The organism is Promicromonospora sp. Populi (assembly GCF_041081105.1).
In the GTDB taxonomy this organism is placed as follows: Bacteria; Actinomycetota; Actinomycetes; order Actinomycetales; family Cellulomonadaceae; genus Promicromonospora.
Genome location: NZ_CP163528.1, coordinates 4,822,382 through 4,839,979, shown reverse-complemented (window position 1 = coordinate 4,839,979; position 17,598 = coordinate 4,822,382). Strand labels below are relative to the sequence as shown.

The following is a 17,598-nucleotide window of genomic DNA, read 5'->3' as shown; positions in this document are numbered from 1 at the left end:
AGGACTCACGCCCCCGGTTGCGTCGCCAGGACGAGGCTGCGGCACGATAGACCCATGACTGCTGACACCGTCGTCCCTTCGAGCTCTCCCGAGTCTGGCGACACAGACGACTACCGCATCGAGCACGACACCATGGGCGAGGTCCGGGTACCCGCGAACGCCCTGTACCGGGCGCAGACGCAGCGTGCCGTCGAGAACTTCCCCATCTCCGGCACCCCGCTCGAGCGCGCGCACATCGAGGCCCTCGCCCGCGTGAAGAAGGCCGCCGCCGCCGCGAACGCGGAGCTCGGTGTGCTCGACCAGGACATCGCCGACGCCATCGTGGCCGCCGCGGACGAGGTCGCCTCCGGCAAGTACGACGGCCACTTCCCGATCGACGTCTACCAGACCGGGTCGGGCACGTCGTCGAACATGAACACCAACGAGGTCATCGCGACGCTCGCGACCGCCGCGCTGGGCAAGGACGTGCACCCGAACGACCACGTCAACGCGTCGCAGTCGTCGAACGACGTCTTCCCCACCTCGGTGCACGTCGCAGCGACGTCCGGCGTCGTGAACGACCTGATCCCCGCGCTGGCCCACCTGGCCGGGGCGCTGCAGGCGAAGTCCGACGAGTACGCGAGCGTCGTGAAGTCCGGCCGCACGCACCTCATGGACGCCACCCCGGTCACGCTCGGCCAGGAGTTCGGCGGCTACGCTGCCGCGATCCGCTACGGCGTCGAGCGCCTGCAGGCCGCGCTGCCGCGTGCCGCCGAGGTCCCGCTGGGCGGCACCGCCGTCGGCACCGGCATCAACACCCCGGCCGGCTTCCCGCAGCGCGTCATCGCCCTGCTCGCCCAGGACACCGGCCTGCCGCTGACCGAGGCGCGCGACCACTTCGAGGCGCAGTCCGCACGGGACGGCCTGGTCGAGCTGTCGGGCGCGCTGCGCACCATCGCCGTCTCCCTGACGAAGATCTGCAACGACCTGCGCTGGATGGGCTCCGGCCCCAACACGGGCCTCGGCGAGATCTCGCTGCCCGACCTGCAGCCGGGCTCGTCGATCATGCCGGGCAAGGTCAACCCGGTCATCCCCGAGGCCGTGCTCATGGTGTGCGCGCGTGTGATCGGCAACGACGCCACCGTGACGTGGGCCGGTGCGTCCGGCTCGTTCGAGCTCAACGTGCAGATCCCGGTGATCGCGCAGGGCGTGCTGGAGTCGATCCGCCTCCTGACGAACTCGTCGCGCGTGCTCGCGGACAAGACGATCGTCGGCATCACCGCGAACGTCGACCGGGCCCGCGCGCTCGCCGAGTCGTCGCCGTCGATCGTGACGCCGCTGAACCGCGTGATCGGCTACGAGGCAGCGGCCAAGGTGGCCAAGACCGCCGTCAAGGAGGGCATCACGGTGCGCCAGGCCGTGATCGACCTCGGCTTCGTCGAGCGCGGCGAGGTCACCGAGGCCCAGCTCGACACGGCACTCGACGTGCTGTCCATGACGCGCCCGCCGCAGGCCTGACGCCGCCCGTCCCGGACGCCGCCCGCCGCAGGCACAACGAGGGCCGCTGGTCATCACGACCAGCGGCCCTCGTTGTTGTCGGCACAGCGTCAGCTACCGCCGGTGTCCATCACACTCCGGACCGGTCAGGCCACAGGAGCCGGTGCGGGCTCGGCGGCCTCAGCGGCAACCGGAGCGGCGGCCGCGGCGTCGTCCTTCGCGGCCTGGAGGATGAGCGCGGTGGCGACCGCGGCACCCACCGTGGCGACGGTGGCGACCGTCGCCGCGATCGCGACCTGGGTCGCGACGGTGGCCACGCCCCACTCGCTGCCGGCGATCTCCTCGGCGCGGTCCTGGGCGGCCTTGCGCTGCTCCTTGCCCACCAGGCCGCCGATCAGGCCGGACCCGTGCAGCAGGGAGATCAGGGTGGCGGTGCGCTCGTCGGGCTCGGCGCCCTCGACGAGCACCTTCGTGAGGTTGGCGCGCAGCGCGGCCTCGTGGCTGGAGTCCGCGGCAGGCCAGCGGGTGACGGGGAGCATCCGGAAGAGCTTGGACTCCTCCTTCTCGAGGATCCCGCGCTCCACGAGGGCCGCCAGGAGGTTCTCCTCGGCGTTCCCAGAGATGGCCTCGACGACCTTCCGGGCGGGCGCGTCGGGGGCGTCGAGCGCGGCCTGCAGGGCGGCGTCGAGCGCCACGTGGCCGGTGGGGGTGTTGTCGGTGACCAGGATCGTGGTGTCCCCGGCCTTCTCGCGCTCCTCCTTGGTCGCGCCCGCCTCGGGCGCGCCCCGCAGGAGGGTCTTGTTCGCGGCGGCGAGGTCGGCCAGGAGCGCGCCCGCGAGGCGAACACCCAGGTTGTCGACGTTGGCGGTCTTGCCCGTCTCGTCGTCGACGGCAAGCAGCAGGAAGTCTTCGGCAATCAGCATGGCCCGATGCTATATCCGACAAGCGAGACAACGCCCGTATTGAGACGGTCCGTGCGGCGCCCGCCGGGCACGGCCCGACATCGTCCAAATTGACCTTTGGTTAGCCTTACCTAAGTCTGCTAGAGTCTGCGATGCACGCATGGGAGGCGGGTCGCCGGACTGCGGGGCTGGGGGGTTCCGTCCGGCGTCCCACCTCTCGCGTGCCAGAAGTTCCGAACGTGTCAGAAGCTCAGGCCACTTACGTGACCTGAGCTTCTGACATGTCGGGACCAGACGGCGGGACTCCGACGCCGGGACCCCGCCGGCGGATCAGACCTCCAAGCGCTCCAGCATGTCGGTCACCAGCGCCGCCACCGGCGAACGCTCCGACCTGGTCAGCGTCACGTGCGCAAAGAGCGGGTGCCCCTTGAGCGCCTCGATGACGGCCGCGACGCCGTCGTGCCGCCCCACCCGCAGGTTGTCGCGCTGAGCGACGTCGTGCGTGAGCACCACCCGCGAACCCTGGCCGATCCGCGAGAGCACCGTCAGCAGGACGTTGCGTTCGAGGGACTGTGCCTCGTCCACGATGACGAACGAGTCGTGCAGCGAGCGCCCGCGGATGTGCGTGAGCGGCAGCACCTCGAGCATGTCGCGTTCCATGACCTCCTCCACCACTGCGGGCGAGACCAGGGCGCCGAGCGTGTCGTAGACGGCCTGCGCCCACGGGTTCATCTTCTCGGACTCGGACCCGGGCAGGTAGCCCAGCTCCTGCCCGCCCACCGCGTACAGCGGCCGGAACACGACCACCTTGCGGTGCTGCTGCCGCTCCAGCACGGACTCCAGGCCGGCGCACAGGGCGAGCGCCGACTTGCCCGTGCCGGCCCGGCCGCCGAGCGAGACGATCCCGATCTCCTCGTCGAGCAGAAGGTCGATCGCCACGCGCTGCTCGGCCGAGCGCCCGTGCACGCCGAACACCTCCTGGTCACCGCGGACCAGCCGCACCCGCTTGTCCGCCGTCACCCGCCCCAGCGCGGAACCGCTCGGCGAGTGCACCACCATGCCCGTGTGCACCAGCAGCGGAGACGCGGCCTCGACCGTCTCGGGTGCCAGCGACGCGATCTCGACCGTCTCGTTGTCCCAGAGGGATCCCATCTGCTCGTCGGACAGGTCGATCTCGCGCATCCCCGTCCAGCCGGAGTCCACCGCGAGCTCGGCCCGGTACTCCTCCGCCTGCAGCCCGACGGCGGACGCCTTCACCCGCATCGGCAGGTCCTTGGAGACCACCGTGACGATGTTGCCCTCAGCCGCCAGGTTGGCGGCGACGGCGAGGATCCGAGTGTCGTTGTCGCCGAGCCGGAAGCCGGCGGGCAGGACAGTCGGGTCTACGTGGTTGAGCTCCACCCGCAGGGTGCCGCCTGAGTCCCCCACCGGAACCGGTGAGTCGAGGTGGCCGTGCTGGATGCGCAGCTCGTCGAGCATCCGCAGGGCGCTCCGGGCGAAGTACCCGAGCTCAGCGTGGTGCCGCTTGGCCTCCAGCTCCGTGATGACCACGATCGGGAGTACTACATCGTGCTCCGCGAACCGCAACATCGCCTTCGGGTCACTCAACAGCACTGACGTGTCGATGACGAAGGTCCTGCGTTCGTCACCTGCCGCGCCGGAAGCGGCGTCGGCACTCTGGTCGGACGGACGGGTGGTGGGTGCGGATTGGCTCACTGCGGTTCTCCCTCCGGCGCCGAAACGCCGTGACAACCACGTCGCTACCTGGCGGATGCCGCCTGTCGGCGGAACCGACCCGGACGAACCGGGGCTGGTGGATGGGCCGAGCGACCGACTCGGTGCGCCGCATCGTGGCGCAGAGCCGGGACCGGCCCTTCTCCACGGAGCGAGCACTCCATAGGTTGGCCTCCCGAAGGGGCGACTGGGTGCCGTCCCTGAAATGGAAACTACGCGTACTGCTATCCCGTGACCAGACCCGCGCCCCGGCGGGTCGCAAGTTGTCACGAACTGTTCACACGGTGGTAATAACTTGAGGATTACCCCATGGAATCGCAAAACTCGCTGGGCGGCACGCCGAAGCGGCAGGATGGAGACATGGCCTACTTCGTCGTCCTGCTCCGCGCCGTCAACATCGGGCCGGGGCTGCGTGTCACCTCCGCCGACCTGCGCGGCGCCGCCGAGGACGCCGGCCTGGGCGCGGCCCGCACCCTGCTGAACAGCGGCAACCTCGTGGTCACGACGGACACCACAGGCACCACAGGCGCGACGGGCGCCACCCAGGCCGCCGACATCGCGCGCCGGGTGCAGGAGTGCCTCAGCGCGCGCGTGGGGCAGCCCGTGGCCGCCGTCGGGCTGAGTGCCGAACGGCTGGAGGAGATAGCGCTGGCCAACCCGTTCTCAGCCGCGGCGCGGGACGACCCGTCCCACCTCCAGGTGCATGTCCCCCTGGGCGACCTGGACGAGCCGGGTATCGCCCGGCTCGACCTGGCCAACCCGGGCCGGGAGCTGCTCGCGACCGCCGCGGGCGTGCTCTACGTGCACTACGTGGACGGGATCGGGCGGTCGAAGCTCACGCCCAAGATCGTCGACCGGGCCGCCGGCGGGCCGACGACTGCGCGGAACTGGAACACGATCTCCAAGCTCCGCGCAGCCTGCGCCCCTTGACCTACGGAGCTAGCTCCAGCAGGAGCGCCTCGCCCTGGCCTCCACCGCCACACAGGCCGACGGCGGCCCGGCCGCCCCCGCGCCGCGCGAGCTCGTGCGCCGCGTGCACCGCTATGCGCGCCCCGGACGCCCCGACGGGGTGGCCCAGCGCGATCCCGCCGCCGTGCACGTTCACCCGGTCGAGCGGCACACCCAAGGCCTTCGCGGACACCCCGACCACCACGGCGAACGCCTCGTTGATCTCCACCACATCAAGATCCGACGCAGTCCAGCCCTCCCGCTCCAGGGCCTGGGCGATCGCCCGGGCCGGCTGGGAGTGCAGCGAGTTGTCCGGGCCTGCCACCTGACCGTGCGCGCGGACCGTCGCGAGCACGGGCACACCGGCGGCTTCCGCGCGTGCACGCGTCGTGAGCACAAGCGCCGAGGCGCCGTCCGAGATCTGCGACGAGTTGCCGGCCGTCAGCGTGCCGTCCCCCTTGAACGCGGGGCGGAGCTTCGCCAGCGACTCCTCCGTCGTGTCGGGCCGCACACCCTCGTCGGTGCGCACCTCCACGGGCTCGCCGCGCCGCTGCGGCACGAACACCGGCGCGAGCTCGGCCTCGAACAGCCCGTCCTTCGCGGCCGCGGCGGCCCGCTGGTGCGAGGCCGCGGCTATCGCGTCCTGCTCCTCGCGGGACACGAAGACCGACCCGGTGTTGTGGTCCTCGGTCGAGATGCCCATGGAGACCTGGTCAAACGCGTCGGTCAGGGCATCGTGCGCCACGGAGTCGACAAGCTCCGCCGAGCCGTAGCCGAACCCGAACCGGGAGCCGGCCAGCAGGTGCGGGGCGTTTGTCATCGACTCCTGCCCGCCCACCAGCACCACTGCCGCCTCGCCGGTGCGCAGCAGCCGCGCGCCGTCGATGATCGCCGTCAGCCCCGAGAGACAGACCTTGTTCACCGTCACGGCCTGCACGTCCCAGGAGACGCCGGCCGCGACCGCCGTCTGCCGGGCCGGGTTCTGCCCTGCACCGGCCTGGACCACCTGGCCGAAGATCACCTTGTCGACGTCGGCGGCCAGCGGCCCCGCACCCTCAAGGGCCTGGCGTGCCGCCACGGCGCCGAGCTCGACCGCGCTCAGCGCGGACAGCGACCCCTTCAGCCGCCCCTGCGGCGTCCGCGCCGCCGAGACGATCACTACATCGTCAGCACCGTTGTTGTCAGCGCTTCTCTCTGCACCCTGTGCAGCGCTTGTGGCGCTCGCCCAGGTGGTGTTCGGGTCAGTCATGGGACCTCCTTTGGTCTTCCTGTTCAGCGTATCGCCGGCTCGGTGAGCTCGACGGCGAGCGGCGGCTCCGTGCGGTGGACAACCTCCTCGACCGTCACCCCCGGCGCGAGCTCCCGCAGGACCAGCCCGGACGGCGTCACGTCGAGCACCGCCAGGTCGGTGATGATCCGGTTCACCACGCCCTTGCCGGTCAGCGGCAGCGAGCAGGCGTTCAGGATCTTCGGCGCCCCGTCGCGCGCCACGTGCTCCATCAGGACGATCACGCGGCCGGCGCCGTGCACCAGGTCCATCGCGCCGCCCATGCCCTTGACCATCTTGCCGGGGATCATCCAGTTGGCCAGGTCGCCCGTTGCGGATACCTGCATACCGCCCAGGATCGCGGCGTCGATCTTGCCGCCGCGGATCATGCCGAACGACGTCGCCGAGTCGAAGATCGACGACCCCGGCAGCAGCGTCACCGTCTCCTTGCCCGCGTTGATCAGATCGGGGTCTACCTGATCCTCTGCCGGATACGGCCCCACACCGAGGATCCCGTTCTCGGACTGCAGCACCAGGTGCCGGTCGGCCGGCACGTAGTTCGGCACGAGCGTCGGCAGCCCGATCCCCAGGTTCACGTACATGCCGTCGGCGAGCTCGCGCGCGGCGCGCGCGGCCATCTCCTGTCGGGTCAGTGCCATGGTTCAGGCTCCCTTCGTGTCCGGCGTGGTGGTGGACGACGACGGCGGCGGCGTGACCGTGCGCCGCTCGATCCGCTTCTCGATGTCCGTGCCGACGTGGACCACCCGGTGCACGTAGACACCGGGCAGGTGCACGGCATCCGGGTCGATCTCCCCCGGCTCGACGAGCTCCTCGACCTGGGCGATGCACACACGTCCCGCCATCGCGGCGAGCGGCGAGAAGTTGCGGGCCGACTTGTTGAACACGAGGTTCCCGTGCCGGTCTCCTCGCAGGGCGTGCACGAGCGCGAAGTCGGTGCTGATCGCCTCCTCCAGCATGTACTCGGCCGGGTCCTCCCCGAACGTGCGCACCTCCTTGGGCGGGGACGCGATCGCGACGCCGCCGGCGCCGTCGTACTTGCGCGGGAGGCCGCCGTCGGCCACCTGCGTGCCCACACCCGTGCGGGTGAAGAAGGCCGCGATGCCCGCGCCACCGGCGCGCAGCTTCTCCGCGAGCGTGCCCTGCGGGGTGAGCTCCACCTCGAGCTCCCCGGAGAGGAACTGCCGCTCGAACTCCTTGTTCTCCCCCACGTACGAGCTGGTCATCTTGGCGATGCGCTGGGCGTTCAGCAGCACGCCGAGCCCCCAGTCGTCGACGCCGCAGTTGTTGCTCACCACGGACAGGCCGGTCGTGCCCTGCGCCAGCAACGCCTCTATCAGCGTTATCGGGTTGCCGCACAGGCCGAACCCACCGACGGCCAGCGAGGCGCCGTCGGGGATGTCGGCGACGGCCTCGGCCGCGCTCGCGACCACCTTGTCCAACCCGGTGCGTACCCCGGTGCTACCAGTTTCAGTCATCTTCTTCGACTCCGATCCGGTCAGGATGTGGTCATACCCCCGGCCCCACGATCAGCAGGGTCGCTGCGAACACGATGCCAGAGGCCAGCATTGTCACGGTGGTGTATCCGAGGATGTCGCGCACCTTCAGGCCGGCGATCGCCAGCAGCGGGAGCGCCCAGAGCGGCTGGACCATGTTGGTCCACTGGTCGCCGTACGCCACCGCCATGATCGCGACGGCTGGGTCTACGCCGAGCTGGTTGGCGGCGTCGAGCAGGATCGGCCCCTGGACGGCGAACTGCCCGCCGCCCGAGGGCACGAAGAAGTTCACCAGGCCCGCGGACAGGAACGCGAGAAAGCCGAAGGTCTGCGGCGTGGAGACGTTCACGAAGACGTCGCTGAAGATCTGGACGAGGCCCGTCGCCGTGATGATCCCCAGGATCCCCGCGTACAGCGGGAACTGCAGCAGGATGTCGCCCACATTGGTCACGGCGTTCTTGACGAGGGCGACGATCTCGAACGGGCTGCGCACCAGGAGGAGCACGAGTGCGAGGAACGTCCAGTTCACGATGTTGAGGGTCGGTGTGCCGCCGTCGACGAAGTAGACCACCAGGTAGGCCACGATCCCCAGGCCCGTCACGGTCGTCAGGATCCGGCTGGCGTCGAGGCGGTCCGCCGGGGTCACCGGCTGCTCGACCTCGAGCTCGGCCTCGCGGGCGTCGACCTCGAGCTCGACCACGCGGTCCCCGCCGCGCGGCGCTATCAGGGCAATGGCCCCGGCCACCACGACCACCGTGACCACGGCGGTGATGATGTTCCACGGGGCGAACGTGGTCTCGGAGAGCGGGATCGCCCGGCCGATCTGGGCGGCGACGAACGAGTCCGCCGTCGCCGCCGTCAGCGGGCCCGACCCCGTGTACCCCATGTGCCAGACGACGAACCCGGAGAACCCGGAGGCGACCAGCAGCGGGAAGTGCACCCGCACCCCCTTGGCCCGCATCTGGGCCGCGACCTCACGCGCCATGAGGCCGCCCGCCATGAGGCCGAGGCCCCACTGCACGAGCGACAGCGCCGCGGCGATGACAAAGACGAACACGTACGCCTGCAGTGGGCTGCGCGGGAGCCGCGCGAGCCACGCCAGGCCGCGACGCACCGGCCTGGTGTTGGCGAGCATGCAGCCCAGCAGCAGGATGAGCGCCATCTGGGTCATGAACTCGAGCAGCCCGGAGAGGCCGTCACCCCACGCGACGAGGACGGCCCTGGGGCCGGTGTCGGTCAGCAGCAGCGCGAGCACCGCCACCACGACCGTCAGCAGGATGGCGAACACCAGGGCGCTCGGCATGTACCGCTCCACGACCGCGTTCACGGGCCGCATCGCCACCGCGAACGGGTTCCGCGAGCTCTTTACCGAGCTCGTCTCCGAGCTCTCTTCCGTGTCCTTCGTCATCGTGCGCTCCATCCACCGTCGATTGTCCATGAGGCTCCGGACACCATGGCGGCGTCCGGGCCGGTAAGCCAGCCGACCAGGGAGGCCACCTCGGTGGGCTCCACGAGCCGCTTCACTGCGGGCTCCGCGAGCAAGACCTGCGCCAGCACCTCGGCCTCGGCGATCCCGTGCACTCGCGCCTGCTCGGCTACCTGCTTCTCCACGAGCGGGGTGCGGACATACCCGGGGCTGACGCAGACGCTCGTGACCCCGTGCTCGCCGCCCTCCAGGGCCGTCACCTTCGACAGCCCTTCCAGCCCGTGCTTGGCCGAGACGTACGCCGACTTGAACGGCGAGGCCACCAGCCCGTGCACCGAGGAGATGTTGATGATCCGCCCCCAGCCCCGCGCGTACATGCCGGGCAGCGCCGCACGCACCAGCAGGAACGGCGCCTCCAGCATGATCCGGTGGATCAGCCGGAAGTCGTCCGGCACAAAGTCCTGGATGGCGTTCACCCGCTGGATGCCGGCGTTGTTCACCAGCACGTCCGTGTCCAGCACCAGGCTGTCGAGCGCCGCCGTGTCGGACAGGTCGACCACCCACGCCTCGCCGCCCACCTCCTCGGCGACGGCCTTGGCGCCGTCGCCGTCCCGGTCTGCCACCGTGACACGGGCACCCCGGGCGGCCAGCTCCCGGGCACACGCAGCGCCGATGCCGCTCGCTCCGCCGGTCACCATCGCCCGGCGGCCCTCAAGGTTCAGGGTCATAGCGCCAGAGTGTTCCGGGGATGTGCTGTGCGCAGCAATGACGAACCGGGCAGACGCCGTGTGCACGAATGCACACTTGGTACCGTCACCGCATGCCAGCCCGCAACGGCCCGCCGGCGGGCCAGGTCGCCGACCAGCTCCTCGTGCTGCTTGCGGTGGCGCGCACGGGCCGGTACACGACGGCGGCGCAGGCGCTCGGCGTCAACCACACCACCGTCGCGCGCAACATCGCCGCGCTGGAGCACGCCCTGGGCGGGCGCCTCCTGTCCCGCGGCGCGGACGGCTGGGAGCTCACGACGCTCGGCCGGCGGGCGGCCCGGGCAGGCGAGGCGGTGTCGGACGCCGTGGACCGGCTCGTCGCGACCGATACCGAGACCGATCCCGTCACCGGGGTCGTGCGGATGACGGCGACCGACGGGTTCAGCGCGTACATCGCCTCCCCCGCGATCGCCCGGCTGCGGGGCGAGCACCCGGAGCTGTCCGTCGAGCTGGTCACGGTCACCCGCGTGGCGACCTACCACCGCTCGGGGGTCGACATCGACGTCGTCGTCGGGGATCCGAGCGTGCAGCGGGCCAAGTCCGTGCGCCTGGGCGAGTACGTGCTCGGCATGTACGGCGCCCGCGACTACCTGGAGCGACACGGCACGCCCGCCACCGTCGACGAGATGTCCCGGCACGGGCTCGTCTACTTCGTCGACTCCATGCTCCAGGTGAACGACCTGGACGCGCCGCGCCGCCTCGTGCCGGGCATGCTGGACGCGCTGGCCTCCACGAACGTCTTTGTGCACGTCGAGGCCACGCGCGCCGGGGCAGGGCTCGGGTTCCTGCCCTGCTTCATGGCCGACCGGCACGACGACCTGGTGCGGCTCCTGCCCGACGAGGTCACCGAATGCCTGCCCTACTGGGCGGTGATCCGCACCGAGTCGTGGCGCCGGCCCGCGGTGGCCGCCGTCGTGCACGCACTTGCCGACGAGATGAAGCGGCAGCGGGACCGCCTGCTGGGCCTTGGCCAGGGAGCCTGACGGCGCCGGCCCACGGGTGAACCTGGCTTCCAGCCATGGCCCGCGGTCCGGCGCCGTGCCAGCATGGCGGGAGCAGGTCGAGGACGCCCCCCGTGATGGGGCGTGCGGGCAAGGACGCCCCCGACACATGAGCCACAGCCGGGAGGCGTCGTGCGTCGAACAGTCCTAGCCACACGTATCACCGCAGGCTTCGCCGCCTGCGCCTTCGTGACCTGCATGATCGCACCGTCCGCGTCGGCTTCCCCGGGCGATCAGCTGAACAGCTGGGCGGTACGGCCCGAGGACGCGCACCGCAACGTAGCCGTCGCCGACTCCGGCCGGGTCTTCGTCGACGCGCTCTCCGAGTCTGGGTACAAACCGGTCTCGTACCTCGAGCACGGGTACGAGAACGACTGGGTCAGGACCGAGACCGGACCATCCACCTGGTCCGGTCTCGCGACGGGCCCCGACAACTACGCCGTGAACGTACGGGTAACCGTCGACGGGCCGGCCAGCTACCGCGTCCACGACGGCGACACGTGGACCGACTCCAGCACCTTCTACGACGGCCCGGTCCACCGGGCATACATCGACGCCAACTCCGACGGCGACGTCTCGGTGCTCCTGCAGCTCCGCCCCGACGGCGGGATGATCCTGGCCCGCCTGCTCCAGAGCGGCGAGTGGACCTTCGTGGAGCTCCCGAGCGGTCCGATCCCCCTCCGTGCCGCTGACCTGGTACTCAACGAACAGGGCAAGACCACCGTCGTGTGGGCGATACCGTTCGAGGGCACGTCGATCATCAACCGGTGGATCGTCCGCGAGGGCTCGGACCGACCGGCGCAGAGCAACAGGGTCATCACGGTGAACGGAACCCGCGTGCCCCTCTCGATCGTGTCGGACGGGGCGGGGCGCGAGACGATCATCGCCGGCAACCAGCTGTGGCGGCAGCCGCACACGAGCACGCCGCACGAGTACCGGATGCGCACCAGCATCCACGCCGGCCTCGCCGCCGGGGAGTCGGCGACCCGAGTCGCCTGGCCCATCCTGACCGAGACGGGCTACGCGATCCGCACGCTGCTGTTCGACGACGTGGCGGACCGCCGGCAGCACGTCATCTGGTCGCACCCGGTGACGCCCACCAGATGCCACGCCGGCTCCGGGCTCGACAACCTCGCCCTCGGCATCGGGATGGTGCCCGGCGGCCGGTCGTACGTCGCCGTCGGCATCAGGCGCGGTAGCGAGACCAGCGGCACATGCCGGAGCATTACGGCGCTGCTCGTCGTCAACCGCACCGACCAGGTCCTCAACTATCAATCGATCGGAGACTTCAGCAACGGCGACGAGTTCCAGGTAGCGGCCGGGGCCGCCGGACCGATCGCCGTGGAGTTCAAGAGCTGGGACGATCACGCCGACCCGATGGGCGAGGACCAGCCCGACGGCCGGTACTCGCTGGTCTTCTTCCAGCGCTGAGCCTCACTCGTCGGGAGCGTGCGCCTCCAGGAACCGGTAGACCTCGGTGGTCTCCACGCCCGGGTACGCGCCCGACGGCATCGCGGCGAGCATCGACGCGTGCGGCCGTGCCGAGGGCCAGGCGAAGTCGCCCCACTTGGCCGCGAGGTCGTCGGGCGGACGCCGGCAGCACGACTCGTCGGGGCACCGCGAGGCGGACCGGACGGTGGTCTCGCGCCCGGAGAACCACTTGACGTGCGCGAACGGCACCCCGACGGAGACCGAGAATGCGCCGTCCGAGGTGTTCTCCACCCGTGAGGTGCACCAGTATGTGCCCGACGGCGTATCCGTGTACTGGGCGTACGGGTTGAACCGGTCCTCGACGTCGAACACCTGGCGCGCCGTCCACTTCTTGCACACGTGCTGCCCCTCGACGGCGCCCAGGGCGTCCGAGGGGAACCGCACGCCGTCGTTCTCGTACGCCTTGTGCAGGATCCCCGACTCGTGGACCTTCATGAAGTGCACGGGGATGCCGAGGTGTCGTGTGGCGAGGTTGGTGAACCGGTGGGCCGCCGTCTCGAAGGACACCCCGAAGGCGTCACGCAGGTCCTCGATCGCGATGGCTCGCTCGTCCTTGGCGTCGCGCAGGAACTTCACGCCCGGCTTCTCCGGCACCATCAGGGCCGCCGCCAGGTAGTTGGCCTCGACGCGCTGGCGCAGGAACTCGCCGTAGTCGCTGGGCTCGGTGTGCTCCAGCACGTTCGAGGCGAGCGCCTGCAGCAGCGCCGACCGGGTGTTCGAGCGGCCGCGGAACCCCTTGGACGGCAGGTAGAGCCGCTTGTTCCGGGTGTCGATGACGGACCGGGTCGAGTGCGGCAGGTCGCTCACGTAGTGCAGCGTGAAGCCGAGGTGCGCCGCGATCTCGGCGGCCATCCGCTGCGGCAGCGGCCCGGAGGTGTGCCCGACGTCGGCGAGCAGCTCCTTCGCCACCTGCTCAAGGTCGGGCAGGAAGTTGTCCTTGCCGCGCATGTCGTCGCGTAGCTCGCCGTTGGCGCGGCGGGCCTCCTCCGGCGTGGCCGCGCGCTCGGTGTGCAGGCGCTCCAGCTCACGGTGCAGGGCCAGGATGGTGCCGAGCGCGTCATGGGGCAGCGACTTGCCGATGCGCACGCCCTCGATGCCGAGCGACGCGAACAGGGGTCCGCGCTGCAACCGTTCGAGCTCGATCTCCAGCGCGTCGCGTTCGGACGGCGCCTCCGCCGACAGCAAGTCGTCCACGCCGGCGCCGAGCGCCCGGGCGATGGCCTGCAGCTGGGAGAACTTGGGCTCCCGCTTGCCGTTCTCCAGCGTGCTGACCTGGGACGGCGCCCGGTCGATCGCCGAGGCGAGGTCTTCGAGGGTCATGCCCTTGCTGGTGCGCAGGTACCGGATGCGCCGCCCGATCGTGAGCGCGTCCGGCTCGGCGTCGACGGTTGCGGCCACCGCCGTCGTGCGAATGGCCAGTCCGCTCTGTGACTGTCCGCTCTGCGTGGGACGCGATGAAGTCCCGTTTCGCGCGGTTCTGCGATTTTCCGTGGTTCCTGCCATGCCTGAGGGTGACATACGGACATGCTTCCGATCAACAGAAGAACTGAGAATCTTCTACTGAGTTCTGCTTGAGAAGTGGGTTGCGCGTGACAGAAGGTCGTAACACGTCACCCGGCAGGCGCGGTGACATGTTCCACCGAAGTTCCAGGAGAAGGAGACCCGCCATGAGCGCACCCACGATCGATCACACGTCCGAGGCCACCGTGTCCGAGACGACAGCGGCCACGGCCGCGGCGACCCCCGTGCGCACCGGCGACCAGGTGCAGACCGCCGCCGAGCTGCAGCAGTCCTGGGACTCCGACCCTCGCTGGACGCACATCGAGCGTTCGTACACGCCCGAGGACGTCATCGCGCTGCGCGGTTCGGTCGGCGAGGAGAACACGCTCGCCCGCCGCGGCGCCGAGCGTCTGTGGCGCCAGCTGCACGAGGAGGACTACATCAACGCGCTGGGCGCGCTGACCGGAAACCAGGCGGTGCAGCAGGTCAAGGCCGGCCTGCAGGCCATCTACCTCTCCGGCTGGCAGGTTGCCGGTGACGCGAACCTGTCGGGGCAGACCTACCCCGACCAGTCGCTGTACCCGGCCAACTCGGTGCCCGCAGTGGTCCGCCGCATCAACAACGCGCTCCTGCGCGCCGACCAGATCGACGTCTCGGAGAACGGCACCACGACCCGCGACTGGCTGGCGCCGATCGTGGCCGACGCCGAGGCCGGCTTCGGCGGCCCGCTCAACGCGTACGAGCTGATGAAGTCGATGATCCAGTCCGGCGCCGCGGGCGTGCACTGGGAGGACCAGCTCGCCTCGGAGAAGAAGTGCGGCCACCTCGGCGGCAAGGTGCTGATCCCGACCCAGCAGCACGTGCGCACGCTGAACGCGGCCCGCCTCGCGGCCGACGTCGCCGATGTGCCGTCCATCGTGATCGCCCGGACCGACGCCGAGGCGGCGACCCTGATCACGTCCGACGTCGACGAGCGCGACCGCCCGTTCATCACCGGCGAGCGCACCAACGAGGGCTTCTACAAGGTGACCAACGGCATCGAGCCGTGCATCGCCCGCGCCAAGGCGTACGCGCCGTACTCCGACCTGATCTGGATGGAGACCGGTACGCCGGACCTCGAGCTCGCCCGCAAGTTCGCCGAGGCCGTCAAGGCCGACTTCCCCGACCAGATGCTGAGCTACAACTGCTCGCCGTCGTTCAACTGGAAGAAGCACCTGGACGACGACACGATCGCGAAGTTCCAGCGCGAGCTGGGCGCGATGGGGTTCAAGTTCCAGTTCATCACCCTGGCCGGCTTCCACGCCCTGAACTACTCGATGTTCGACCTGGCCCACGGTTACGCCCGCGAGCAGATGACGGCCTACGTGAAGCTGCAGGAGGCCGAGTTCGCCGCCGAGGAGCGCGGCTACACCGCGACCAAGCACCAGCGCGAGGTCGGCACCGGCTACTTCGACCGCGTCGCGACGGCGCTCAACCCGGACTCCGCCACGACCGCTCTGGCCGGCTCGACCGAGGCGGCGCAGTTCTGATGACCGCCACCATCGACACCCGTGCCCAGGGCACCAGCCCCTACGACGCCGACGCCGGTCTCGCCGGGATCGGCACCCCGCCGGCGGCGCACTACGCGTCGCACACCACGTCACGCAGCACGTCGCACACCGCATCGCACGGCGGGTCGCCCGCCACGTCACACGCTGCGTCGCCCACGGCGGCACAGACCGGGTTTGCCCCTGCGCCCAGGAGCTCGGCACCGAGCTCCCTGCCGAACGGCGGAGCGGCCGCCTCGGGCACCGGATTCCGCCGGGGCGTGATCACCGTGACCGGTGCCGTCGGGCCGCGGTACGGCGAGATACTTAGCCCCGGCGCCCTGGCGTTCCTCGCGCTGCTCCACGACCGGTTCGACGCTCGCCGCGACGAGCTGCTCGCGCAGCGCCAGCTGCGCCGGCAGGACATCGCCGACGGCAGCGACCCGGACTTCCGGGCCTCTACCCGGCCGGTGCGCGACGACCCGCACTGGCAGGTCGCGGGCTCGCGCCGTGCGCCCGGCCTGGAGGACCGCCGCGTCGAGATCACGGGCCCCACGGACCCGAAGATGACGATCAACGCGCTGAACTCGGGCGCGCGGTGCTGGCTGGCCGACGCCGAGGACGCGTCCAGCCCGACGTGGCCCAACGTGGTGGAGGGCCAGCTCTCCCTGCACGACGCGATCCGCGGCACGCTCAGCTTCACGAACGAGGCGGGCAAGGAGTACACGCTGCGGTCGACCGACATCGTGGACCTCCCGACCATCGTGTTCCGCCCGCGCGGCTGGCACCTCGACGAGGCCCACCTGCGCTACACGGATGCGAACGGCATCACCAGCAGCGCGCTGGGCAGCCTGGTCGACTTCGGCCTCTACTTCTTCCACAACGCGACCGAGCTCATCAACCGCGGCCGCGGCCCGTACTTCTACCTGCCCAAGCTCGAGGGGTACAAGGAGGCGCGGCTGTGGAACGAGGTGTTCGAGGTCGCGCAGGACGCGCTCGGCATCCCGCGCGGGACCGTCCGCGCCACTGTGCTCATCGAGACGCTGCCCGCGGCGTTCGAGATGGAGGAGATCCTCTACGAGCTGCGCGACCACTGCGCCGGGCTGAACGCCGGCCGCTGGGACTACCTGTTCTCGGTGATCAAGTGCTTCCGGACGCGCGGTGAGTCGTACGTGCTGCCGGATCGCGCCCAGGTCACCATGACCGCGCCGTTCATGCGGGCGTACACGGAGCTGCTGGTGGCCACGTGCCACAAGCGCGGGGCACACGCGATCGGCGGCATGAGCGCGTTCATCCCCGACCGCCGCAGCCCGGAGGTCACCCGGAAGGCGTTCCAGCAGGTCGCCGCGGACAAGAAGCGCGAGGCCGGCGACGGCTTCGACGGCACCTGGGTGGCTCACCCCGACCTGATCCCGGTCGCCGAGGCCGAGTTCGACGCGGTGCTCGGCAGCGCACCGAACCAGGTCTCGCGGCTGCGCGACGACGTCGCCGTCGGGCAGCACGAGCTGCTCGACATCGCCTCCGCCCGCAGGGCGGGAGCGACCGTGACGTCCGCCGGCCTGCGGTCGAACGTCTCGGTGGCCGTGCGCTACATCGACGCCTGGCTCCGCGGTACCGGAGCCGCCGCGCTCGACAACCTCATGGAGGACGCCGCCACGGCCGAGATCTCCCGGTCGCAGGTCTGGCAGTGGATCGCCTCGGGCACCGTGACCGACGACGACCAGCAGCCGATCACACGCGAGCGGGTCTCGGCGATCCTTGCCGACGTCGTGGCGGCGCTGCCGCACGGCGACGGGGACCGGCTGGACGAGGCGGCCTCGATCTTCCGCGCGGTCGCGCTCGAGGACGACTTCCCGGCGTTCCTCACGAACCCCGCGTACCAGGGTCACCTGGTCGGTTCGCCGGCCGACCGCCCCTGAAGTAGTCCCACGCGGAAGCTGCCCGACGCCGTGTCGGTCACCCGGTCTCTCACCCCCGCCACCCCTGGGGTCGGGCCGGTACGGCGTCGGGCTTTCGTGTGCCGTCACGAGGGTCGCTGACGCGGGC

At 70.6% G+C, this 17,598-nt stretch carries 13 protein-coding genes and 1 pseudogene; 6 read left to right on the top strand and 8 right to left on the bottom strand.

Annotated elements, in window-relative coordinates; translation table 11 throughout:
• Positions 1-54 precede the first annotated feature (54 nt).
• The gene (locus AB1046_RS21920; protein WP_369371397.1) at positions 55-1,497 is read left to right on the top strand and encodes a class II fumarate hydratase; all 1,443 of its coding nucleotides are present in this window, start codon (positions 55-57) and stop codon (positions 1,495-1,497) included.
• A gap of 125 nt (positions 1,498-1,622) precedes the next feature.
• Here the strand turns inward: AB1046_RS21920 and AB1046_RS21915 are convergent, their stop codons facing one another.
• Both AB1046_RS21915 and AB1046_RS21910 read right to left on the bottom strand, forming a co-directional pair.
• Positions 1,623-2,399, bottom strand: coding sequence for a GPP34 family phosphoprotein (locus AB1046_RS21915; protein WP_369371396.1), 777 nt, complete (start codon positions 2,397-2,399; stop codon positions 1,623-1,625).
• 309 nt (positions 2,400-2,708) lie between these two features.
• Positions 2,709-4,004: a PhoH family protein gene (locus AB1046_RS21910; RefSeq protein ID WP_369375799.1), complete on the bottom strand. Its 1,296-nt coding sequence runs from the start codon at positions 4,002-4,004 to the stop codon at positions 2,709-2,711.
• Between the two features lie 417 nt (positions 4,005-4,421).
• Between AB1046_RS21910 and AB1046_RS21905 the strand changes: the two genes are divergently transcribed.
• A complete protein-coding gene (locus tag AB1046_RS21905) occupies positions 4,422-5,042 on the top strand; it encodes a DUF1697 domain-containing protein (protein ID WP_369371395.1) in 621 nt (206 codons plus the stop codon).
• Between the two features lies 1 nt (position 5,043).
• Here the strand turns inward: AB1046_RS21905 and AB1046_RS21900 are convergent, their stop codons facing one another.
• From AB1046_RS21900 to AB1046_RS21880, 5 genes are all read right to left on the bottom strand, one after another.
• Entirely contained in the window at positions 5,044-6,309 is a 1,266-nt protein-coding gene (locus AB1046_RS21900; protein ID WP_369371394.1) for an acetyl-CoA C-acyltransferase, read from the bottom strand.
• Positions 6,310-6,332: 23 nt separating this feature from the next.
• On the bottom strand, positions 6,333-6,986 hold the full coding sequence (locus AB1046_RS21895) for a CoA transferase subunit B (RefSeq protein ID WP_369371393.1): 654 nt from the start codon (positions 6,984-6,986) through the stop codon (positions 6,333-6,335).
• A 3-nt stretch (positions 6,987-6,989) separates the two neighbouring features.
• Positions 6,990-7,823: a CoA transferase subunit A gene (locus tag AB1046_RS21890; protein WP_369371392.1), complete on the bottom strand. Its 834-nt coding sequence runs from the start codon at positions 7,821-7,823 to the stop codon at positions 6,990-6,992.
• Positions 7,824-7,854: 31 nt separating this feature from the next.
• Positions 7,855-9,177 carry a short-chain fatty acid transporter gene (locus AB1046_RS21885; protein WP_369375797.1) on the bottom strand — a complete coding sequence of 441 codons (1,323 nt, stop codon included), beginning with the start codon at positions 9,175-9,177 and terminating at the stop codon, positions 7,855-7,857.
• A gap of 68 nt (positions 9,178-9,245) precedes the next feature.
• Entirely contained in the window at positions 9,246-9,995 is a 750-nt protein-coding gene (locus AB1046_RS21880) for a 3-hydroxybutyrate dehydrogenase (protein WP_369371391.1), read from the bottom strand.
• Positions 9,996-10,032: 37 nt separating this feature from the next.
• Here AB1046_RS21880 and AB1046_RS21875 point away from each other — a divergent pair.
• Both AB1046_RS21875 and AB1046_RS21870 read left to right on the top strand, forming a co-directional pair.
• A pseudogene (locus AB1046_RS21875) lies at positions 10,033-11,017 on the top strand (LysR family transcriptional regulator).
• A 216-nt stretch (positions 11,018-11,233) separates the two neighbouring features.
• Complete coding sequence (locus tag AB1046_RS21870; RefSeq protein WP_369371390.1) at positions 11,234-12,466, top strand: hypothetical protein; 1,233 nt, start codon at positions 11,234-11,236, stop codon at positions 12,464-12,466.
• A gap of 3 nt (positions 12,467-12,469) precedes the next feature.
• On the opposite strand, the gene AB1046_RS21865 is transcribed toward AB1046_RS21870, so the two are convergent.
• Entirely contained in the window at positions 12,470-13,924 is a 1,455-nt protein-coding gene (locus AB1046_RS21865; RefSeq protein WP_369371389.1) for a helix-turn-helix domain-containing protein, read from the bottom strand.
• Between the two features lie 269 nt (positions 13,925-14,193).
• On the opposite strand from AB1046_RS21865, the gene aceA reads away from it, so the two are divergent.
• Both aceA and aceB read left to right on the top strand, forming a co-directional pair.
• Positions 14,194-15,555: an isocitrate lyase gene (gene aceA, locus AB1046_RS21860; protein ID WP_369371388.1), complete on the top strand. Its 1,362-nt coding sequence runs from the start codon at positions 14,194-14,196 to the stop codon at positions 15,553-15,555.
• On the top strand, positions 15,555-17,471 hold the full coding sequence (aceB, locus tag AB1046_RS21855) for a malate synthase A (RefSeq protein ID WP_369371387.1): 1,917 nt from the start codon (positions 15,555-15,557) through the stop codon (positions 17,469-17,471). Before aceA ends, aceB begins: the two co-directional genes overlap by 1 nt.
• Positions 17,472-17,598: the final 127 nt, after the last annotated feature.

What these genes read in the sequence shown, in the direction of transcription:
- AB1046_RS21880 (WP_369371391.1), bottom strand. Translation starts at nt 9,995, where the DNA reads ATGACCCTGAACCTTGAGGGCCGCCGGGCGATGGTGACCGGCGGAGCG.
- AB1046_RS21900 (WP_369371394.1), bottom strand. Translation starts at nt 6,309, where the DNA reads ATGACTGACCCGAACACCACCTGGGCGAGCGCCACAAGCGCTGCACAG.
- AB1046_RS21890 (WP_369371392.1), bottom strand. Translation starts at nt 7,823, where the DNA reads ATGACTGAAACTGGTAGCACCGGGGTACGCACCGGGTTGGACAAGGTG.
- AB1046_RS21920 (WP_369371397.1), top strand. Translation starts at nt 55, where the DNA reads ATGACTGCTGACACCGTCGTCCCTTCGAGCTCTCCCGAGTCTGGCGAC.
- AB1046_RS21885 (WP_369375797.1), bottom strand. Translation starts at nt 9,177, where the DNA reads ATGCGGCCCGTGAACGCGGTCGTGGAGCGGTACATGCCGAGCGCCCTG.
- AB1046_RS21895 (WP_369371393.1), bottom strand. Translation starts at nt 6,986, where the DNA reads ATGGCACTGACCCGACAGGAGATGGCCGCGCGCGCCGCGCGCGAGCTC.
- AB1046_RS21915 (WP_369371396.1), bottom strand. Translation starts at nt 2,399, where the DNA reads ATGCTGATTGCCGAAGACTTCCTGCTGCTTGCCGTCGACGACGAGACG.
- aceA (WP_369371388.1), top strand. Translation starts at nt 14,194, where the DNA reads ATGAGCGCACCCACGATCGATCACACGTCCGAGGCCACCGTGTCCGAG.
- AB1046_RS21870 (WP_369371390.1), top strand. Translation starts at nt 11,234, where the DNA reads ATGATCGCACCGTCCGCGTCGGCTTCCCCGGGCGATCAGCTGAACAGC.
- aceB (WP_369371387.1), top strand. Translation starts at nt 15,555, where the DNA reads ATGACCGCCACCATCGACACCCGTGCCCAGGGCACCAGCCCCTACGAC.
- AB1046_RS21905 (WP_369371395.1), top strand. Translation starts at nt 4,422, where the DNA reads ATGGAATCGCAAAACTCGCTGGGCGGCACGCCGAAGCGGCAGGATGGA.